This is a genomic window from uncultured Bifidobacterium sp. (assembly GCF_949292005.1).
In the GTDB taxonomy this organism is placed as follows: domain Bacteria; phylum Actinomycetota; class Actinomycetes; order Actinomycetales; family Bifidobacteriaceae; genus Bifidobacterium.
Window position 1 is genome coordinate 1 of record NZ_CASEXV010000009.1, and the last position, 17,710, is coordinate 17,710.

The following is a 17,710-nucleotide window of genomic DNA, read 5'->3' on the forward strand; positions in this document are numbered from 1 at the left end:
GGAACCATGATCACGATCGAGGGAACCGTCAGACAGATGCGGGGATAGCCCAGATGCGGAGGCAGCCATCCCCGCCTCACCGACGACCGCCATGCCGACGCCAGCAGTCCCGCGAGCAGCGCTCCGATGAACGCCGCGGCCTCGGCGGGGACCCCGGCATCCGTGATCGTGAGCCTCAACGTGTCCGTGATCGCACCGATCGTGGCCGCGGTGAGGCACATGCGCTGCGGTGAGTTGAAGAGCACCGAGAAACCCCACACTCCGGCGAAGGCCGCGACGAAACGCAGCACGCCGTTGATCCACGGACTCAATCCCAGCGGCTCGAATCCCTGCGGATTCAGCTGGACGATGGACGCCACCATCCATCCGGCGAGCGTGGCCATCAATATGATCGCAAAGGTGTAGCACAGTCGTTGGATCCCCGAGGGGAAGTCGATCTTCGCGATATCGAGACCGCCGGTGATCAGAGGGAAGCCCGGGATGACGAACAGCATCGCTCCGATGTATGCGGTGTCATGCTGTAGCGCCACCGGATCGAACAATCCGATAAGTCGCAACGCGCCCACGCACGCCAGTGCGGCGACCGCCACGCAGACGAACGTGACGAAGAACTGGTTCAGCCGATGCGCGAACAGACGACGCCGCAGCCATTGGCCCAAACCGGCGCCGATGAAGGCGCCGACCATGTCATACAATCCGCCTCCCAGAAGGAAGACGAATGCCGCGCACGCCACTGCCGAGGCAAGACCGGAGAACCACGGGGCGTACAGCGGCTTCCTTCGCTCGATCAGATCCAGCCGGTCGTGAACCTCGCTGACTGTGATGGGGGACTGTCGGCCATCGCGCTCCGCCACCGCACCCACATGGTCGAAATGTCTGGCGTATTCCCCCTTCGGGGGCCGGTGCCCCTGTCTGGGCGCCATGGACCGTCGACGGGCATCCTCGCGTCCGGCGAGTTTCCCGGCGCGCCCGGAACGCAGACTCACCGGACGCATGGCCGAATGACGCGACTCGGGACTCGCCAGACCGTCGACGAGCTTCTCGGAGATGCCGGGACGCACGTGGTACATGGAACCGAGACCAAGATTCACGCTGAACCAGTCGGCGAAATGCTCCAACAGCCAGATGCGTTCCGTGTTCACGCCCGTGGTGGGAAGATCCACCACCTCCGTTATGCGCTCATGTCCATCGGTGCAGGTGGCCTCGATGTCGGTGAGATTCACGTCCGCGCGGACATGGACTCCCAGCGGATACGAGATGCGATGCATCATCTCCCGCACACGAAAGCTTCCGGTTCCGGCACCCAGATCCAACATGCCCACACGAACGATGACGCTGGCCTTGGCCGCGATGCCCGCCTCCGCGACGGGCTTGTCCCAGTCCCGTTCGATATCCTCCATATCCAGCGGAATGGCGTGACTGTGGAATCTGTTGACGGCCGCCGCGACCGATGGATGCGAGGAGTCCGAGCAATCGGAGGAATCGGAGGGGTTCGAAGGACCGGAAGGGTTCGAGGAATCGGAGGAATCGACGGCATGGTTCTGGGTTGGTTCAGAAGGAGTGGTCACACATCAGTAGTACCTCACAGCATGGTCGTCGCATCCTGCGGGACGGGACGTCGCCCGCATGTCCGGAACCATTCGTCGCATGGCCGTGAAATCGGCGGGGCCACGGCATCCTGCGTGGTGCCGACTCCTGTCCGCCTCTCGCCTCCACCTCTTCCTCCGCCGCTCGTCAGGCGACGACGAGATGCCCATCCCATGAACTCCGTAACACAAGTGTCGATGACGAGGCCTTAGAATATGCCTCGCAACCGCCGAATTCGGCTGTGGGCCTGCAACGCCCGACCACCACAACCGCGGAGGAGCCGCGGAGGGTTGGATGACCAGGCAACCGTATGTTCGGCAGAGGAGGTCTGATGACATCATCACATCAACAGATCACGCCAGCGGACGCCACGATCGTGACATCCGGCCTGGGGACCAAAGGTCCCGAGGAACGTGGTCTTCCCGAATCCCTTAAATACGACATGGATCTGTGTCTGCAGATCCTGCGCGAGGTTCTCGGCGAATACGACAAGGATTTGCTCTCCACCTTCGACACGGTTCTCGGCTATGCCGTCGAGGCCAGTGCGGAGCGGTTCTCGGAGACCATGACCGATCCCCACCCTGATGAGAACGGGTTGGAGAAGGCCGTGGAAACCATCGACGCCATGAATCTGCACGACGCCCAGCTTTTGGCGCGTGCGTTCACCACGTATTTCCACCTCGCGAATCTGTCCGAGGAGAACTACCGCGTCTCCGTCCTCCACCAGCGTGAGGCGGAGGTGTCGGGGAACCAGGCGATCGACCCCGTCAACGAGATGACGAGCGCCTACCACCAGCTGATCGGCGAGCTTGGGCCCGCCAAGGCCAAGGAGCTACTCGACAAGCTCGAATTCCATCCCGTTTTCACCGCGCACCCCACCGAAGCGCGACGCAAGGCCGTGGAAGGCAAGATCCGGCGCATATCGCGGCTGCTGAGCGACAACCGGACACTCGGCGGATCCGACAAGAAGGAGAACACCCGCCGGCTCTACAACGAAATCGACGCGCTGTTCCGCACATCCCCCATCGCGCTGAAGAAGCCCACACCCGTCGAGGAATCCAACACGATCCTCGACATCTTCGACAACACGTTGTTCACCACGATTCCCACAATCTACCGTCGTTTCGACGACTGGGTCCTCGGCGACAAGGGGGGACTTGTGGAGCCAGTGTGCCCGGCGTTCTTCCATCCGGGAAGCTGGATCGGCTCGGACCGCGACGGCAACCCGAACGTGACCGCGAAAATCAGTCGGCAGGTCGCGCGGAAGTTCAGTGACCACGTCATCACCGCGCTGGAGGACGCCACCCGAACCGTGGGGCGCAACCTCACGATGGAATCGGACACCACGCCGGCCAGCGCCGAACTCATCAACCTCTGGAACCATCAGAAAGAGATGAGCGAGCGACTCACGGACAAGGCGTCGCTGATATCCACCAAGGAGCCGCACCGCGCGGTTATGCTCGTGATGGCAGACCGTCTGCGCTACACGCTGCTGCGCGACGCCGACCTCATGTACACCAGCTGCGACGCGTTCATCGACGACCTCCACGTCGTCCAGCGCTCGCTCGCACAGTCAGGTGCGAAGAGGGCCGCCTACGGACCGCTGCAGGATCTCATCTGGCAGGCGCAGACGTTCGGGTTCCACATGGTCGAGATGGAGTTCCGCCAGCATTCCGTGGTGCACAGCCGCGCTCTGGAGGACATCCGTGAGCATGGCCTGCACGGCGAACGCGGCCCCCTGCAGCCGATGACCCACGAGGTGCTCGACACCTTCCGCGCATTGGGTGCGATCCAGAAGCGCAACGGCATCAAGGCCGCCCGCCGTTACATCATCTCGTTCACCAAGTCCGCACAGAACGTGCGCGACGTCTACGAGCTCAACAGACTCGCCTTCGCCCATCCCGAGGATGTGCCCACCATCGACGTGATCCCCCTGTTCGAGCAGCTCGAGGATCTGCAGAACTCCGTGGACGTGCTTGAGGAGATCATCAAGATCCCCGAGGTGCAGGCACGGCTCAAGGCGACGGGTCGCAGGATGGAGGTCATGCTTGGATACTCCGACTCATCCAAGGACGCCGGCCCCACATCGGCCACGCTCGCACTGCATTACGCGCAGGAGAGGATCGCCATCTGGGCGCATCGACACGACATCGATCTCACCCTGTTCCATGGACGCGGAGGCGCCGTGGGACGTGGTGGCGGTCCCGCCAATCGCGCCGTGCTCGCCCAACCCGTGGGATCGGTCAACTGCCGGTTCAAGCTCACCGAGCAGGGAGAGGTCATCTTCGCCAGGTACGGAAACCCGGTTCTGGCCATCCGTCACGTCGAGTCCGTCGCGGCGGCCACGCTGCTGCAGTCGGCTCCGAGCGTGGAGAAGACCAACACCGATATGACCAAGAAGTACACGGAGATGGCCACGAAGCTCGACGAGACCGCCCATTCGCGGTTCCTCGACCTTCTGAACACCCCGGATTTCGCACCATGGTTCTCGACCGTGACTCCGCTGAACGAGATCGGACTGCTGCCGATCGGTTCGCGCCCCGCAAAGCGTGGTCTGGGTGCGAAGTCGCTGGACGATCTGCGGACCATCCCCTGGGTGTTCTCGTGGGCGCAGGCACGCATCAATCTGGCCGCATGGTACGGTCTGGGAACCGCGTGCGAGAAGCTCAACGATCTGGACACGCTGCGCAAGGCCTATGAGGAATGGCCGCTGTTCAGCACGTTCATCGACAACATCGAGATGTCCCTGACAAAAACCGATGAGCGCATCGCCCGCATGTATCTGTCGCTCGGCGACCGCGACGATCTGGCCACGAAGGTGCTCGACGAGATGGAGCTCACCCGCAAGTGGGTGCTGCAGATCGTCGGAGACGAATGGCCGTTGCAGCACCGCCACGTGCTGGGTCAGGCGATCCGCATCCGTTCGCCGTACGTGGACGCGCTGTCGGTCACGCAGGTGCTCGCTCTGCGGTCGCTGCGCAAGAAGGTCGACAAGGAGGAGCTGAGCACCAGCCAGCAGGCCGGGTTCATCTACCTCATTCTGTGCACGGTATCGGGAGTCGCCGCAGGTCTCCAGAACACCGGCTGATTCTCCACATGGGCGCATGTTTCCGCGGCTAGACATCTGGCTTGGAACCGTTCGACCCATCCCATAAAACCGGGGTCCCACGGGTGCATAGCCCATGGGACCCCGGTTTTTACGACGTTCGAGAGCACGTTCGAGAGCTTATCGCATTCGAACTCGTCGCCCTTTCGACCGGTCTGGCCCCGGGGGCGACGACTTCGAACGTGGCAATTCCGGTGGCGTGACGATTTCGGTTGAATCAGGAAGGCAATTCCGACGGGGCCACGCCCCGACCGGGGATCACACCCCGATCAGATCGAGCATCTGGGGGACGCTCTTCTTCCCGAACTCGACCTTCCGCGATCCGTCCCTGCCCGTGACGACGATGCAGGGCACGCTCATGACGTTGTACTTGTCCTTGAGCTCAGGGAAATGGGCCAGATCGTAGGCCTCTGCGCGAACGTTCGGATTGGAGGCCGCGATCCGCTGCGAGGAGAGCACCGTCGTGGGACACATCGTGCAGGTGAGCGACACCAGTAGCATCACGTCGATCGGATCCTTGATCGACTCGATGCGGGACTCGGTATCCGCGTCGACCTTCTGCCCCGGACCGGCGGCGTTGTACAGCCCCAGCACGAACGAATTGAACTCGTGGCCGCTGGGAATCCCATGGAAGGCCATGCCCGTCGGAACCACCGAGCCATCCGCCCGGGTGGAACAGATTCTCACCTCGGGGCGGCTTCGCGGAAGCGCCGCGTCGGGATCGAATATCGCCCGACCTGCGTCGTCCTGCGTGGCCGGATCATCATGGTCGACGGACAGCTTCCCGGAACTCAACGAGGCCAACTCATCGACGAATTCCTCCAGTTCCGTGGACAGCGGCGTTCCGTCCAGGGAAAGACGAAGCACGACCGGATGCGCCATACGTCCGAAGACGACGTCGAGCTGCTGTCGGACGGCATCGTCGAAGAAGCCCGACGATCCTCCTTTGGCTGCGGCCTTGGCATCGGTGGATACGGACACGGGGGCAGGCGCGGGAGAGGATTGCGTGACCTCGGCGGCCGCGGCCTCCTTCGCCTTCTCCTTCTCGTATTTCGATTCCGTGGGACGTGGTGGAACGACGCCGGTTTTGGCGCTCATCTGCGACGCGTACCGCTCCAATTCCACGGCGGCGATGGCGCCATCGGCCGTGGCCGTGACGACCTGACGGAGATTCTTCACACGCAGGTCCCCAGCCGCATAGACTCCCGGAGCGGATGTCTCCATATATCCGTGAGTGACCACATAGCCATGAGAGTCAAGCGCCACGACGTCACGAAGGAGATCCGTCTGGGGGACATAGCCCGCGAACACGAAGACTCCAAAGGTTCCGCCATCCGCAGGATGCCAGGACTCGCGCTCACCCGTGTAAACGTCCTTCAGCTCGGCCTCGACCAAACCGCCCTGACCGGCGGACACCCCCTCGAGCTCGGTGTGGTACCGCACCTCGATCTTGGGATGCTCCTTGGCCTCGGCGGACACGGACGCATCGCAGGTGAAGTCGTCCTCGCGGACCAAAACGGTGACCTTGCTTGCGTACTTCGTAAGGAAAACGGACTCCTCTGCGGCCGCGAAGCCTCCACCGACGACCAGGACCTCGCGATTCGTGAAGAACTCGCCATCGCAGGTGGCGCAATAGGCCACGCCACGCCCTGCGTACTCCTCCTCGCCCGCGAAGCCGATTTTGCGGGGGCTTGCGCCGGTCGCCACCAGCACGCCAAAGGCTCTGACGTCACCACGCGACGTGTGCACGGTTTTGATGTCGCCGTCCACGTCCAGACCGGTGGCCTCGGCCGCTCGGAACTCGGCCCCGAAATTCTCGGCCTGACGCCGCATGGTCTCGGTGAGCTTCGCGCCATCGGTGCCGATGATACCGGGATAGTTCACCACATCGGCAGTGATGGCGATCTGTCCGCCATAATCCGCCCGTTCGAGGATCAGCACGCGGTACCGTGCCCTCGCCAGATAGAGCCCCGCCGTCAGTCCGGCCGGACCTCCGCCAATGACGACGACGTCGTACACGTCCGTGGACCGCGAAGCGCCCATGCCAGACGATGCCATTCTGGACGAACCCATATCAGAGCTGTCCAACAAGATCAAGGCTGGGGGCAATGGTGTCCTCGCCGGGGGTCCACTTGGCGGGGCAGACCTGATCGCCATGCTCATAGACGAACTGACTGGCCTGCACACGACGCAGCAGCTCCTCGGCATTACGTCCGACATTGGAGGAAATGACCTCGTAGGCGACGACCTTGCCCTCGGGGTTGATGATGAAGTCGCCACGCTCGGCCTGTCCGAGCTCCTCGTTGTAGGTGTCGAGGTCGCGGGCCAGCAGAGCCGTGGGATCGGCGAGCATGGGATACTGAATCTTCGCAATCTTCTCGTTGGCATCGTGCCACGCCTTATGCACGAAGTGGGTGTCATGAGAGACCGAGTAGATCTCGCATCCGATCTTCTTGAAGTCCTCGTACTTGTCGGCCAGATCCTCAAGCTCCGTCGGACACACGAACGTGAAGTCCGCAGGATAGAAGAAGAACACCGACCAGTGGCCCAGGACATCCTTCTTGCTGACCTCATGGAAGTCGTCGTCCTGGAAGGCGTTGACCGTGAAATCCGTCAGTTCATGCTGAAGCAGCGTCATGATAATCCTCATTACCTCGTCGTTTGAGGCCGAATCACCGGCCTGTGTACCTTCGACGCCGCACGGAACCAACCGATTGGGAAACCCGCCATCGCGCCGTTTTCCGTAAGACGTCCGTGATGCCCATGCTATCGCGATGGACGAGGTTATGTCAGAGGGGAAACTGTGGGAAGTGTCACAGTCACGGGCGCAAAGCGATTTCCATTCAGTGATTCATTCAGACGTTTCACGTGAAACACGTCATGTCTGCGCGGACGGAATCATAACACCGGCACCTCGTTGACGCGCGGCCTTCCCACGCCATCATTCATCTAGTCGTTTTCTGCGTTTTCACGAACGACGTCGATGTCCATATCCGGGACCGAGATCCGCATGACGACCGACAACGCCGCAACGAGAACGATAAGAAGCAGCGCGAACGCGTATCCGTATCGCGATCCGTTCACGAACCCCTGCGCCACGTCCAACTGGTCGCTGTATCCGGATGACAACAGCAGCGTCACCACCGCGGTCGCAATCGCTCCGGATACCTGCTGCATGGTATTGAGGATCGTAGACCCATCGGACGCCAGCTCACGAGGAAGATTCGCAAGCGCGTCGGACTGGGCCGCCTGTTGCATAAGCGGTATGCCGATCATAAGAAGCACGTGAGCGAGCACGAAGAATGCAGGATTGCTGTTCGTCCCGATGCCGATGAACAGGATCGACGAGACCACGGAGAAAGCCGCTCCCAGACGCACGAGTCGACCCGCGCCGGTTCTGTCATAAAGTCGACCGGCGATGAAGGAGAAGACCGCATTGGTCACGCCTCCGGCCAGCATGAGCATTCCCGCTGTGGATGGATCCAATCCCATCCCGCGTTGCAGTTCCTGCGGTGCCACATACATGAACGCAAGAGTGCAGGAGAAGGACAGCGTCACCATAATCGCGGGGGTACGGAAACCGCTTAGGAACAATGGCTTCAAATCAAGAACGGGATTATCCACATGCAGCTGCCGGCGGATGTAGAACGTCAGAACTCCAACACCCACCACCAGCAGAGCAAGCACCGTCGGAGACAGTCCCATATCCGGAATGAATCCGATTCCCGCCACCAATGATCCGAAACCGACTATGGAACCGGCCACGGAAGGCCAATCGATCCGCGGACGAGTGATCTCGATCGGCGACCGGAAGAAGACCCTGGCTAAGACCAGCGCCAAAAAGGCTATGACGGCGAAAAGAACGAAAATCGAACGCCATGAGAACGCGCCGATCATCACGCCCGATATGGTCGGCCCTATTACCGGAGCGAACATGATGACCAGACCGGCCACACCATTGGCGGCTCCCAGCTCCATCGGCCTGAAGACGTGGATCATGGAGGCATACAACGTGGGCAGTATTATTCCCGTGCCCACTCCCTGAAGCATTCGTCCGAGCAGGAGCACGACGAACATGGAGGCCGAAGCCGAAATGAGAGACCCGACGAGGAACAGGACGAGAGCCCCCATCAGCAACCTTCTGGTATCAATCCACTTCAGAAGAAAGCCAACGCACGGCAGCACGATCCCTATGGCGAGCATGTATCCGACCACCATCCACTGAGCCGTGCCCGTGGTAACTCCGAACGCGACGCACAGATCGGGAAGCGCAATGTTCATGGACGTTTCGGACAGCATGCCCAGGAACGCGCCCATATATATGCCCGACATCAATCGATACGGATGCGCGAACCGCCTGTGTACAGATACTCCATCGCTACTTGTCATACCGCTTTTCTCTTTCCTTCGCTTCCCTCAGGCCGCATTCGGCCGCACTTGATCCATACTTGTGGCGCGAACATTTTCAACGACAAAGAAAAACCGCATGGGGAATCGCAGGCATGCGGTTTCGAAACAAGTCGTGACACTAACACAAAACCATCGGTCTCGTAAGCCAAGTCAGGCGACGCCACCGTTCATGTCGACGTGTCCCGCAAGCCGCAACCCACCCCGGACGCAGCTCGATCCTCCCGGACATGAGTATGATCTGCGGCCGATCAGCTCGGGGCACAGGCCGGAACGCAGACACGGACCTATGATTGGCACGGCACAACCCAAGATGACGTCAACCGGACGGAGAAAACAGGATGAGCACGAACATGACAGACAACGATGGCTCACACGATGATTCACCGACCCCGACTTCCAACGGGAGCGCGGCTCGAGGAGAGACGCCCGGGGCCGACTGTGGATCCTCGGAGCATGAGTCCACCGCCAACGCCACGTGGAGCCGTCTTCTCTCCGGAAACCGACGATTCGCGCAAGGCCAGCCCGAGCACCCCTGGCAGGATGCCGCAACCCGCGAATCCCTCATCGACTCCCAACACCCCGATGCCGTGGTTCTCAGCTGCGGCGATTCCCGGGTTCCTCCTGAGATCATCTTCGACCAGGGTCTGGGAGACATGTTCGTCGTGCGCACCGCCGGAGAGGTTCTCGATTCCGCGGTCGTCTCATCGCTCGAATTTGCGGTCGACGTGCTTCACACCAGTCTTATGGTCGTATTGGGGCATGAGCACTGCGGCGCCATCAAGAGCACCATCGACGCCTTGGGACCACTTGACGATGACCGTCTCGACGACCTCGACCGAATCGTAGAGACGTCAACATCGCCGATCATCGCATCAGTCGGCGAATCCCTTCTTGAATCGCGGCGAGCTGGGCTTGACGATACGGACGATTTCGAGCGCGTGCACATCGCCCGAACAATCGAACACCTAGCTTCGCAGTCGGAGTCCATCGGCTCGGCCTTGGGGGAGGGACGGCTTCGGCTCGTCGGCGCACGGTACCGCGTATCCGACGGGGTGGTGGAGGTTCTGTCGTTCTAGCCCGCGCCGGCACCCACGTGCTCCCGAATACTCGAGGCGCATATCTTGACGGAATCCCGTTCCGCCTCCATATGGCCGACCGGCACGGCTCCAAAAGTCCGATCGGCGCAGGACTTCGCCGCCCTGAAACACATTCCACCTAACCCGTATCGGACGTATGTTCTCGGTATAGGCGGCATAAGCGGTACAGGGCAGGGTCCCGGGGATGACGCTAGAGTTAGAACCATGTCGCTGGGTCTGAACATTCTGCTGGTCTTCGTCTTCCTTCTTCTGGGATCCGTGTTCGCCGGAACCGAGCTTGCGCTGGTAAGCCTGCGCGGGTCGCAGATCGACCAGATGGAGCAGCAGGATGCACGCGGGGCACGGGTCGCGACGATCGCGCGGGATCCCAACACCTTCCTCTCGACCGTCCAGATCGGCGTGACGTTGTCGGGATTCCTGTCCGCATCGTTTGGCGAATCAGCCATATCCCCGTCCATCGTCCCCGTCGTGGTGGGATGGGGCGTGCCGTCGCGGGTCGCCGCGCCGCTGACGACGGTGATCCTGACCCTGATCATCTCGTATTTCTCCATTGTCATATCTGAGCTGGTCCCCAAGCGCATCGCCATGCAGCGCACCGAGCAGATCGCCCGTGCGGTGGTTCCGGCCATCGACATATTCGCGACCGTCTGCCGTCCGATCATCTGGCTTATCGGCAAGAACACGGATGGCATCGTGCGGCTCTTGGGCTTCGACCCGAACGAGACGGAAAGCGAGGTATCCGACGACGAGCTGCGCGTGCTGGTGAACACCAACTCGCGTCTGAGCAAGGACGAACGCACCATCCTCGACGATGTATTCGACGCCTCCGAAACCATCGTGGCCGAAGTCATGCGACCCCGGGCGGACGTGGTCTTTCTTGACGGGAACCAGTCGCTGTCCGACGCCGCCACCTATGTACGGAACATGCCCTATTCACGATATCCCGTGACCGGCAAGGACTTCGATGACGTGCTCGGATTCGTGCACGTGCGCGACCTTCTTGACGTGCGCGACCCCAACGCCCGGACGGTTGCTGATGTAACGCGCGAAGGCATATCACTGCCCGGCACCTCCAAACTTCTTCCCAGCCTGGAGCTCCTGCGCAAGCGCGGCATTCATCTCGCGGTCGTCATTGACGAGTACGGCGGAACCGATGGAATCGTGACGCTGGAGGACATGACCGAGGAGCTCGTGGGAGACATCCGCGATGAGTACGATCTTCCGGGAGACGGCTCGACGCCGACGGGGGCGAGCGCCTTCGTCAATGGAGTCGCGACCGTCGAGGGTGGCACCACGCTTGAGGACTTCGCCGACCTGACCGGCATAGTGCTGGAGGATGGCCCGTACGAGACGGTGGCCGGATATTTTCTGGCGCATACGGGCAAGATGGGTGAAGTCGGCGATGTACTTCACACCGACGATGGCTATGACATGGTCATCACCAAGGTGGATGGTCGACGAATAGACACGGTGGAGGTCCGTCGACATTCCGCCACCTAGCATTTCACCGTCCGAAGCGTCACGTGACGGATGGCCCGCGCTAGTATGGCAAATACCGTTTCATATCAGGAAAGGACGGATCATGACACTCTCATTCGTGGTACCAGGTCTTGACGAGGCCGCATCGGAAAAGATCATCGCCATTCTCTCGAACCGCTTGGCGCAGGAGCAGGAGGCGGCGCTGGTCCTCAAACACGCCCATTGGAACGTCACCGGCCCCAACTTCATCGCCGTCCACGAGATGATCGATCCCGAGGTCGACGCCGTTCTCGCGCAGGCCGACGAGACCGCCGAGCGCATCTCCACCCTGGGCGGATCCCCCGATGGACGGCCCGACGCGATCGTCCGCCAGCGCACGTGGAAGGGCGTCGATCTGACCGGGCGCAAATCCACCGCCGACTATCTCAAAGCCCTGATCGACTATTACGACGTTTTCATCGCCGACGATCGCAAGGCCATCGCCGAGCTGGATGAGCTGGACGTCATCAGCTCCAACATCATCCAGGACCATGTCCAGGAGCTCGAGAAGTTCCAGTGGTTCATGAGGAGCCATCTCGAGTAAGCCGCGAAACCGCGCGGTCCGTTTGCATGAAACCGCCGGGCGGCACCACCGTGATGGGTGGCGCCGCCCGTGCTTTCCAGCGGCTACCCTCTTTCGGCCCGCCCGTGCCATCTAGCGACCAGCGCCCAGTAACTATCGCCTATCGTCCAGTGCCTATCGTCTAGCGACGGAAAACCTTTGTGTACGAACCCTCGGCACGGGGGCGGACCACGATCGAATCCACGTCCACAGCGTCCGGCTGATCCAGCGCCCAACGCACGCATTCGGCGACATCCTCGGCCTGCAGCGGATCCGGAACACCGTCATAGACGCCCGCCGCGCGAGCCGCGTCTCCATGGAAGCGCTTCAGCGAGAACTCCTCCGTGCGGACCATGCCCGGTGAGATATCAACGATGCGGACAGGCTCGCCGATCTGCTCAAGTCGCAGAACACGGGCCATCACACGCTCGGCGAACTTCGACGCGCAGTAGCCGCCGCCGCCCTCATAGGGTTCGATTCCGGCCGTGGACGAGATGATCAGAATCGTGCCGCCGCCGGGAGCCTTCTTTACTATCGGCAGCATCTTCTGCGTGATTCGCAGGGTTCCCAGCACATTGAGCTCATACATCGAACGCCAGTCGTCGAGATCCGCAGTCGCCACCGGATCCTTTCCGATCGCTCCCCCCGCGCAGTTGATCAGGGCCTTCGCCCCACCGGCTTCCTCGATAGCCGCCACGGCCGCCGATGTGGATTCCTCGTCCGTGATGTCGCACACGCGGTAGTCGCAGGCGCCACCCAACTCCTTGGACAGGGCCGCCAAGCGATCCTCACGCCGGGCCAGCGCCGTCACCGACCAACCGGCGGCAACCAGCGCACGAACGGTGGCCTCGCCGATCCCACTCGACGCGCCGGTGACGACGGCACGCCGAGACGGCTGCGGCGAATCAACCTCCCGTCCCTCATTGCCCTTTCCCTCATAACCCTGTTCGACGTCATCATCCATCGGGGATTCGTTCAGCATCCGGCCTCCTTCAAGGCTTTATCCAGCATATCCACGCCATCCGCGGCCTCATCAGGCGTGATCACGCAGGGCGGAGTGACATGGATCCTGTTCGCATGGACTCCGATCACCACGCCGATCTCATGCCCCGCCCGCACGATGGCGCCCATCGTCGCGTCATCGAGCGGCTCTCTGCTTGACCTATCGGCGACCATCTCAACCGCCCAGAAGACGCCCTTCCCTCTGACCTCGCCGATCTTCGGATGGCTCTCCATAAGGGCGGTCAGTCGTGGTCCCAGGATCTTCTCGCCGACGTCATGCGCGTTGCCGACGATATGCTCGCTTTCCATCGCCTCCTGCGCGGCGACGATCGCCCCCATGGCCAGAGGATGCCCAGAATAGGTCAAACCGCCGGGGAACACCACGTCATCGAAATGCGCGGCGACGTCACAGGACATGATCACGCCGCCCGCGGGCACATACCCCGAATTGCATCCTTTGGCGAAGGTGATGATGTCGGGCGTGTACCCGTAATCGTCCAATGCCATCCAGAATCCCGTCCGGCCGAATCCGGTCATCACCTCGTCGGTGATCATCAGGATCCCATACCGTTTGGTGATCTCGCGAACCCCGCGGAAATAGTCCTGCGGTGGGACCAGGATTCCGGCGGTTCCGGGAATCGATTCCAAAAGCACGGCGGCGATGGTGTCGGGACCCTCGAATTGGATGACGTGCTCCAGATGCGTCAGCGCACGGTCGCATTCCTCCTGCTCGGTCGTGGCGCTGAACTCCGAACGGTACGGATACGGCGTGAAGACGTGCACATGACCACGCGCGTAGTCGTTGGGCTTGCGACGCCAATCCCCCGTGGCGCTGATGGCGGACCCCGTGTTCCCGTGATAGCTGCGGTACGAGGAGATGATCTTGTCGCGTCCGGTGACGAGGCGGGCCGCCCTCATGGCGTTCTCGTTGGCGTCGGCGCCGGCGTTCGTGAAGAACACCTTGTCGAATCCCTCGGGCGCCCGTCTCGCCACCAGCGATGCCGCCCGACCCCGCGCGAGATTGGCATAGTCAGGACCGATGGTGCACAGAAGCTCAGCCTGCCGGCGTATCCCGGCGATCACTGCGGGATGCTGGTATCCGATGTTGACGTTCACCTGCTGACTGGTCAGGTCAAGCCGGTCGCGCCCGTCCGCGAATCTCAGCCAGGAGCCATGCCCCCCGACTATCTCCCTGGGATGCAGATTCCGCTGCGCATGCCACGTGTGAAACACATGACGTCTGTCCAACGCGACCGCATCGTCCCATATCGTCGTATCCGACGACAGATCATGTCCCATATCGTCTCCTTCGTGGTTCTCTCCGCACGGTAATGCACGGTAGTCGTCCCGGTGCCACTACTCCCGGCGATCAGCCGACACAACGGCTGATGTCCCGGCGCATCGTATTCGTCGTGTTTCTCAACGCCCGGTTCTGTCATTATCCGCACTGGACATTTCGCAACATGGAAAACAATTTCCCATTAATTGCCGTATTGTTACGGAGATACAACGAAGATATCAACAATCATGTTATCGTTCTCGCTGACCATTAAATCTCAATCTCCAGTGACAATCCGGTATGTATATGACAACGCGAGGCAGGAATAGTGGACACACAGCACGACCTCGATGACGCCTCCGGCCTCGCCGGCATGATACTCACCGTCACGACGACCCCCACCCCGCAACGCATCATCGAGTCGATCACCTCGCTCGCCATTTCGGGGATACTCCACGAGGGGCAGCGCCTACCCACCGTCCGCGAGCTCGCCCATCACCTGCGCGTCAGCCCCGCCACCGTTTCCACCGCCTACCATGCCCTGGCCAGATCCGGCGTCATACGATCCCGCGGCCGCGCCGGCACCTTTGTTCTTCGCCAATCACACGGGGAAGGGCCCTTCCGCGAATCACCGCGGGATGCGTCCAGCCATGATGAACGGCCCATCATGGATCTGTCCACGGGAACGCCGGATTCCGCCCTTCTTCCGGACATCAGACCGTTCCTCCAGAAGCTGGGAAGGCGCAAGGCCTTCGTCAACTCGTACGACGGGCCGACGATTCTTCCTCTTCTGGAGTCCGCGCTCCGTCGCTCGTGGCCCTACGATCCCGAATCGATGACGATGGTCTCCGGGGGCGGGGACGGATTGGCGCTGGCCATCGAATCCTTCCTTCATCCCGGCGATTTCGCGATCACCGAGAGCCCCACGTATCCGCTGATTCTCGATCTCATCGAGGCACAGGGAGCCATTCCCGTCGGAATCAGCATGGACGCCCACGGGATGATCCCGGAGGAGCTGGACAAGGCCCTGACCATGATCAGGCATTCCCGACCCGGAGCCGGCGACAATCGCTATCAGGTGGGAATGATCATCCTCCAGCCACGGGCGCAGAATCCCACGGGAGCAAGCCTTGACGAGAATCGCGCCGCGGAACTGGCCGACGTGGTGCGGTCGCATTATCCGCAGACCCGTGATGCCGAACCCTGCGATCACGGCGCACTCCTCCGCCGGACCGACGACGGCCACACGATGCCGCTCGTGATCGAGGACGACCACAGCGGGGACATCGCCAACGCCTTCGCGGTGTCGCTGGCCACGCATATTCCGCAGCAGGTCATTCACATCCGCAGCTTCTCCAAATCCCATGGTCCCGATCTACGACTCGCAGCACTGTCGGGAAGCACCGCGAACGTGGACGCCATCATCACCAGGCGGCGGCGCGGAGCCGGATGGGTGAGCCGCTTTCTGCAGGAGATCCTCTACGAGATGCTCACGGACAGGGGCACGTTCGACAGGATCATCAGCGCCCGGCACACCTATGCGATGCGCCAGAGGACCATGCGCGCACTGCTGGAAAGACAGGGCCTGACCATTCAGACCGGAGATGGGCTGAACGTATGGATTCCCGTCGCGGACGAGGACGCGGCACGGAGAGTCCTGGCCGCCCATGCCATTCGCGCGGCCGGAGGCGCGGCTTTCATGCCACGATTCCGCATCGGCTCCGCGGAAGGATTCGGTTCGGGTATGCGAGTCACCATCTCGGACCAGTCCACACTGACCGATGATGTCGCCAAAGCCATCAGCGAGGCGGCGACGGCGACGCCGGTGGCAGAACCCACTGACGATTCATCTCACGACGCACATCGCGCCAACCCGGCAGCCACCCATCCATAAGATGCTGGAAACCTTCGCCATGTCCCCGCGCCCACAGATGGGTCATCTCATGAACAAGCACGTATTCCAGAAACTTCGGATCCATCAGTCCCAGCTGAAGGTTGAGGCGTATTCGCCCCGTCGCCGGAGTACAGGAACCCCACCGGGTCGTCATCCTACGGATGGTGATCGCCGATGGGGATCTGCCGACGATGGGTTGCCACCGCGAGAGAAGACCGGGAAGCCGCTCCTCGATGACGCGTCGAGACGCGGCCTCGGCATCCGGAGTCCACACGAGGACGTCGCCGTTCGTCTCGGCATCAAGAAGCCGCGAACGTTGGGCGGCGATCCAGCGGGCCTTCGCACGGACAAGCGCGACAATCCTCTCCTCGGAGACCCTTGCCGGCGCGGACACCACAACCATCGCCCCTCGAGGGCGCACCCTGAGATACATGTTCACGATGTTTTTACGCAGGACCACGACCGTCAGACCGTCAACGGCGATGGTGCTCTCGCGCAGGACCGGATGTCGTGAACGCGCGCTGGCCTGTCGTTGTGGCATGAGTCGCATTCTCGCGCGGACCGAGGACGGCCTACCGCGGCGAACGACCTGTGAACTGACGCATAAAAGGATCGGCGATGCGCGCGTGACCGACGCTGCGAATGCCGGCGGCCACGTGGCACGACCACAGGCATGTCCGAGAGCATCCCACAGGATCGCGACCATTCTCGACACGATACGTCACGCTTACTCGCACAACGGCTTTCGCTCCATTCCAGCCTCGCCGTCCGGCCAACGACGCGACACGCTATATGACATCTTGACAGTCCAGATGACACTGGTTATCCTAGCTATTTGTGCGCTTTATGGCGTGCTAGCGGGCCCGTAGCTCAGGTGGTTAGAGCGCATCCCTGATAAGGATGAGGTCGGAGGTTCAAGTCCTCCCGGGCCCACAGGCAAGAATTCAGCGGCAAGTGTTTTGCCGCTCTTTTTTTCGCCGGCATGGAAGATTCTCATCGGATATGCATTCGGGGCTATGGCGCAGCTGGTAGCGCATCTGCTTTGCAAGCAGAGGGTCGCCGGTTCGAACCCGGCTAGCTCCACCAGATGGTCGTTGTTCAAACCCACGACCTGACCGGTTTGATTTCCCGTTTCCACAGCTTGCCGCCGCGTGGTGGCGAGCTGCTGCACGTCCGGGTCGAAGAGGATGGTGAAGGGTTCTCCGGGTTGGGCGTCGATGTGGTCGTCGTCTTGGACGTAGAGCTTGTCGAAGAA

General features: G+C 61.6%; 12 protein-coding genes and 2 tRNA genes. 7 read left to right on the forward strand and 7 right to left on the reverse strand.

What is annotated here, in order from left to right:
* The coding region (locus Q1X90_RS00355) for a threonine/serine exporter ThrE family protein (RefSeq protein ID WP_300765679.1) at nucleotides 1–1,568 on the reverse strand (1,568 nt) is incomplete at its 3' end.
* A gap of 350 nt (nucleotides 1,569–1,918) precedes the next feature.
* Here Q1X90_RS00355 and Q1X90_RS00360 point away from each other — a divergent pair.
* A complete protein-coding gene (locus tag Q1X90_RS00360; RefSeq protein ID WP_300765680.1) occupies nucleotides 1,919–4,675 on the forward strand; it encodes a phosphoenolpyruvate carboxylase in 2,757 nt (918 codons plus the stop codon).
* Between the two features lie 276 nt (nucleotides 4,676–4,951).
* Here Q1X90_RS00360 and Q1X90_RS00365 read toward each other — a convergent pair whose 3' ends face one another.
* From Q1X90_RS00365 to Q1X90_RS00375, 3 genes are all read right to left on the reverse strand, one after another.
* Nucleotides 4,952–6,736 (reverse strand): FAD-dependent oxidoreductase, encoded by a 1,785-nt coding sequence (locus Q1X90_RS00365; protein WP_300765681.1) that lies wholly within the window; start codon nucleotides 6,734–6,736, stop codon nucleotides 4,952–4,954.
* A gap of 31 nt (nucleotides 6,737–6,767) precedes the next feature.
* The gene (gene ahpC / locus Q1X90_RS00370; protein ID WP_300765682.1) at nucleotides 6,768–7,331 is read right to left on the reverse strand and encodes an alkyl hydroperoxide reductase subunit C; all 564 of its coding nucleotides are present in this window, start codon (nucleotides 7,329–7,331) and stop codon (nucleotides 6,768–6,770) included.
* Between the two features lie 311 nt (nucleotides 7,332–7,642).
* Nucleotides 7,643–9,025, reverse strand: a complete 1,383-nt coding sequence (locus Q1X90_RS00375; protein ID WP_300765683.1) for an MFS transporter — start codon at nucleotides 9,023–9,025, stop codon at nucleotides 7,643–7,645.
* A 428-nt stretch (nucleotides 9,026–9,453) separates the two neighbouring features.
* Here Q1X90_RS00375 and Q1X90_RS00380 point away from each other — a divergent pair, with 428 nt between their 5' ends.
* The 3 genes from Q1X90_RS00380 (at nucleotide 9,454) to Q1X90_RS00390 (ending at nucleotide 12,262) form a co-directional block, all read left to right on the forward strand.
* Nucleotides 9,454–10,179, forward strand: a complete 726-nt coding sequence (locus Q1X90_RS00380) for a carbonic anhydrase (RefSeq protein ID WP_300765684.1) — start codon at nucleotides 9,454–9,456, stop codon at nucleotides 10,177–10,179.
* A gap of 225 nt (nucleotides 10,180–10,404) precedes the next feature.
* The gene (locus Q1X90_RS00385) at nucleotides 10,405–11,700 is read left to right on the forward strand and encodes a hemolysin family protein (RefSeq protein WP_300765685.1); all 1,296 of its coding nucleotides are present in this window, start codon (nucleotides 10,405–10,407) and stop codon (nucleotides 11,698–11,700) included.
* Nucleotides 11,701–11,782: 82 nt separating this feature from the next.
* Nucleotides 11,783–12,262 (forward strand): DNA starvation/stationary phase protection protein, encoded by a 480-nt coding sequence (locus Q1X90_RS00390; protein WP_300765686.1) that lies wholly within the window; start codon nucleotides 11,783–11,785, stop codon nucleotides 12,260–12,262.
* 160 nt (nucleotides 12,263–12,422) lie between these two features.
* Here the strand turns inward: Q1X90_RS00390 and Q1X90_RS00395 are convergent, their stop codons facing one another.
* On the reverse strand, nucleotides 12,423–13,262 hold the full coding sequence (locus tag Q1X90_RS00395; RefSeq protein WP_300765687.1) for an SDR family oxidoreductase: 840 nt from the start codon (nucleotides 13,260–13,262) through the stop codon (nucleotides 12,423–12,425).
* A complete protein-coding gene (locus Q1X90_RS00400) occupies nucleotides 13,256–14,581 on the reverse strand; it encodes an aminotransferase class III-fold pyridoxal phosphate-dependent enzyme (RefSeq protein ID WP_300765688.1) in 1,326 nt (441 codons plus the stop codon). Before Q1X90_RS00400 ends, Q1X90_RS00395 begins: the two co-directional genes overlap by 7 nt.
* A 308-nt stretch (nucleotides 14,582–14,889) precedes the next feature.
* Between Q1X90_RS00400 and Q1X90_RS00405 the strand changes: the two genes are divergently transcribed.
* Entirely contained in the window at nucleotides 14,890–16,455 is a 1,566-nt protein-coding gene (locus tag Q1X90_RS00405) for an aminotransferase class I/II-fold pyridoxal phosphate-dependent enzyme (protein ID WP_300765689.1), read from the forward strand.
* On the opposite strand, the gene Q1X90_RS00410 is transcribed toward Q1X90_RS00405, so the two are convergent.
* Complete coding sequence (locus Q1X90_RS00410; RefSeq protein ID WP_300765690.1) at nucleotides 16,361–16,996, reverse strand: SprT family zinc-dependent metalloprotease; 636 nt, start codon at nucleotides 16,994–16,996, stop codon at nucleotides 16,361–16,363. The two genes, Q1X90_RS00405 and Q1X90_RS00410, sit on opposite strands and share 95 nt — an antisense overlap.
* Before the next feature lie 318 nt (nucleotides 16,997–17,314).
* Here Q1X90_RS00410 and Q1X90_RS00415 point away from each other — a divergent pair.
* A tRNA-Ile gene (locus tag Q1X90_RS00415) sits at nucleotides 17,315–17,388 on the forward strand.
* A gap of 77 nt (nucleotides 17,389–17,465) precedes the next feature.
* Nucleotides 17,466–17,541 (forward strand) — tRNA-Ala (locus tag Q1X90_RS00420).
* The last annotated feature ends 169 nt before the right edge of the window (nucleotides 17,542–17,710 follow it).

Coding starts and splice junctions, on each gene's coding strand:
- Q1X90_RS00395 (WP_300765687.1), bottom strand. CDS start 13,262: ATGCTGAACGAATCCCCGATGGATGATGACGTCGAACAGGGTTATGAG.
- Q1X90_RS00365 (WP_300765681.1), bottom strand. CDS start 6,736: ATGGGCGCTTCGCGGTCCACGGACGTGTACGACGTCGTCGTCATTGGC.
- Q1X90_RS00390 (WP_300765686.1), top strand. CDS start 11,783: ATGACACTCTCATTCGTGGTACCAGGTCTTGACGAGGCCGCATCGGAA.
- Q1X90_RS00400 (WP_300765688.1), bottom strand. CDS start 14,581: ATGGGACATGATCTGTCGTCGGATACGACGATATGGGACGATGCGGTC.
- ahpC (WP_300765682.1), bottom strand. CDS start 7,331: ATGACGCTGCTTCAGCATGAACTGACGGATTTCACGGTCAACGCCTTC.
- Q1X90_RS00360 (WP_300765680.1), top strand. CDS start 1,919: ATGACATCATCACATCAACAGATCACGCCAGCGGACGCCACGATCGTG.
- Q1X90_RS00385 (WP_300765685.1), top strand. CDS start 10,405: ATGTCGCTGGGTCTGAACATTCTGCTGGTCTTCGTCTTCCTTCTTCTG.
- Q1X90_RS00380 (WP_300765684.1), top strand. CDS start 9,454: ATGACAGACAACGATGGCTCACACGATGATTCACCGACCCCGACTTCC.
- Q1X90_RS00410 (WP_300765690.1), bottom strand. CDS start 16,996: ATGCCACAACGACAGGCCAGCGCGCGTTCACGACATCCGGTCCTGCGC.
- Q1X90_RS00375 (WP_300765683.1), bottom strand. CDS start 9,025: ATGTCGGGCATATATATGGGCGCGTTCCTGGGCATGCTGTCCGAAACG.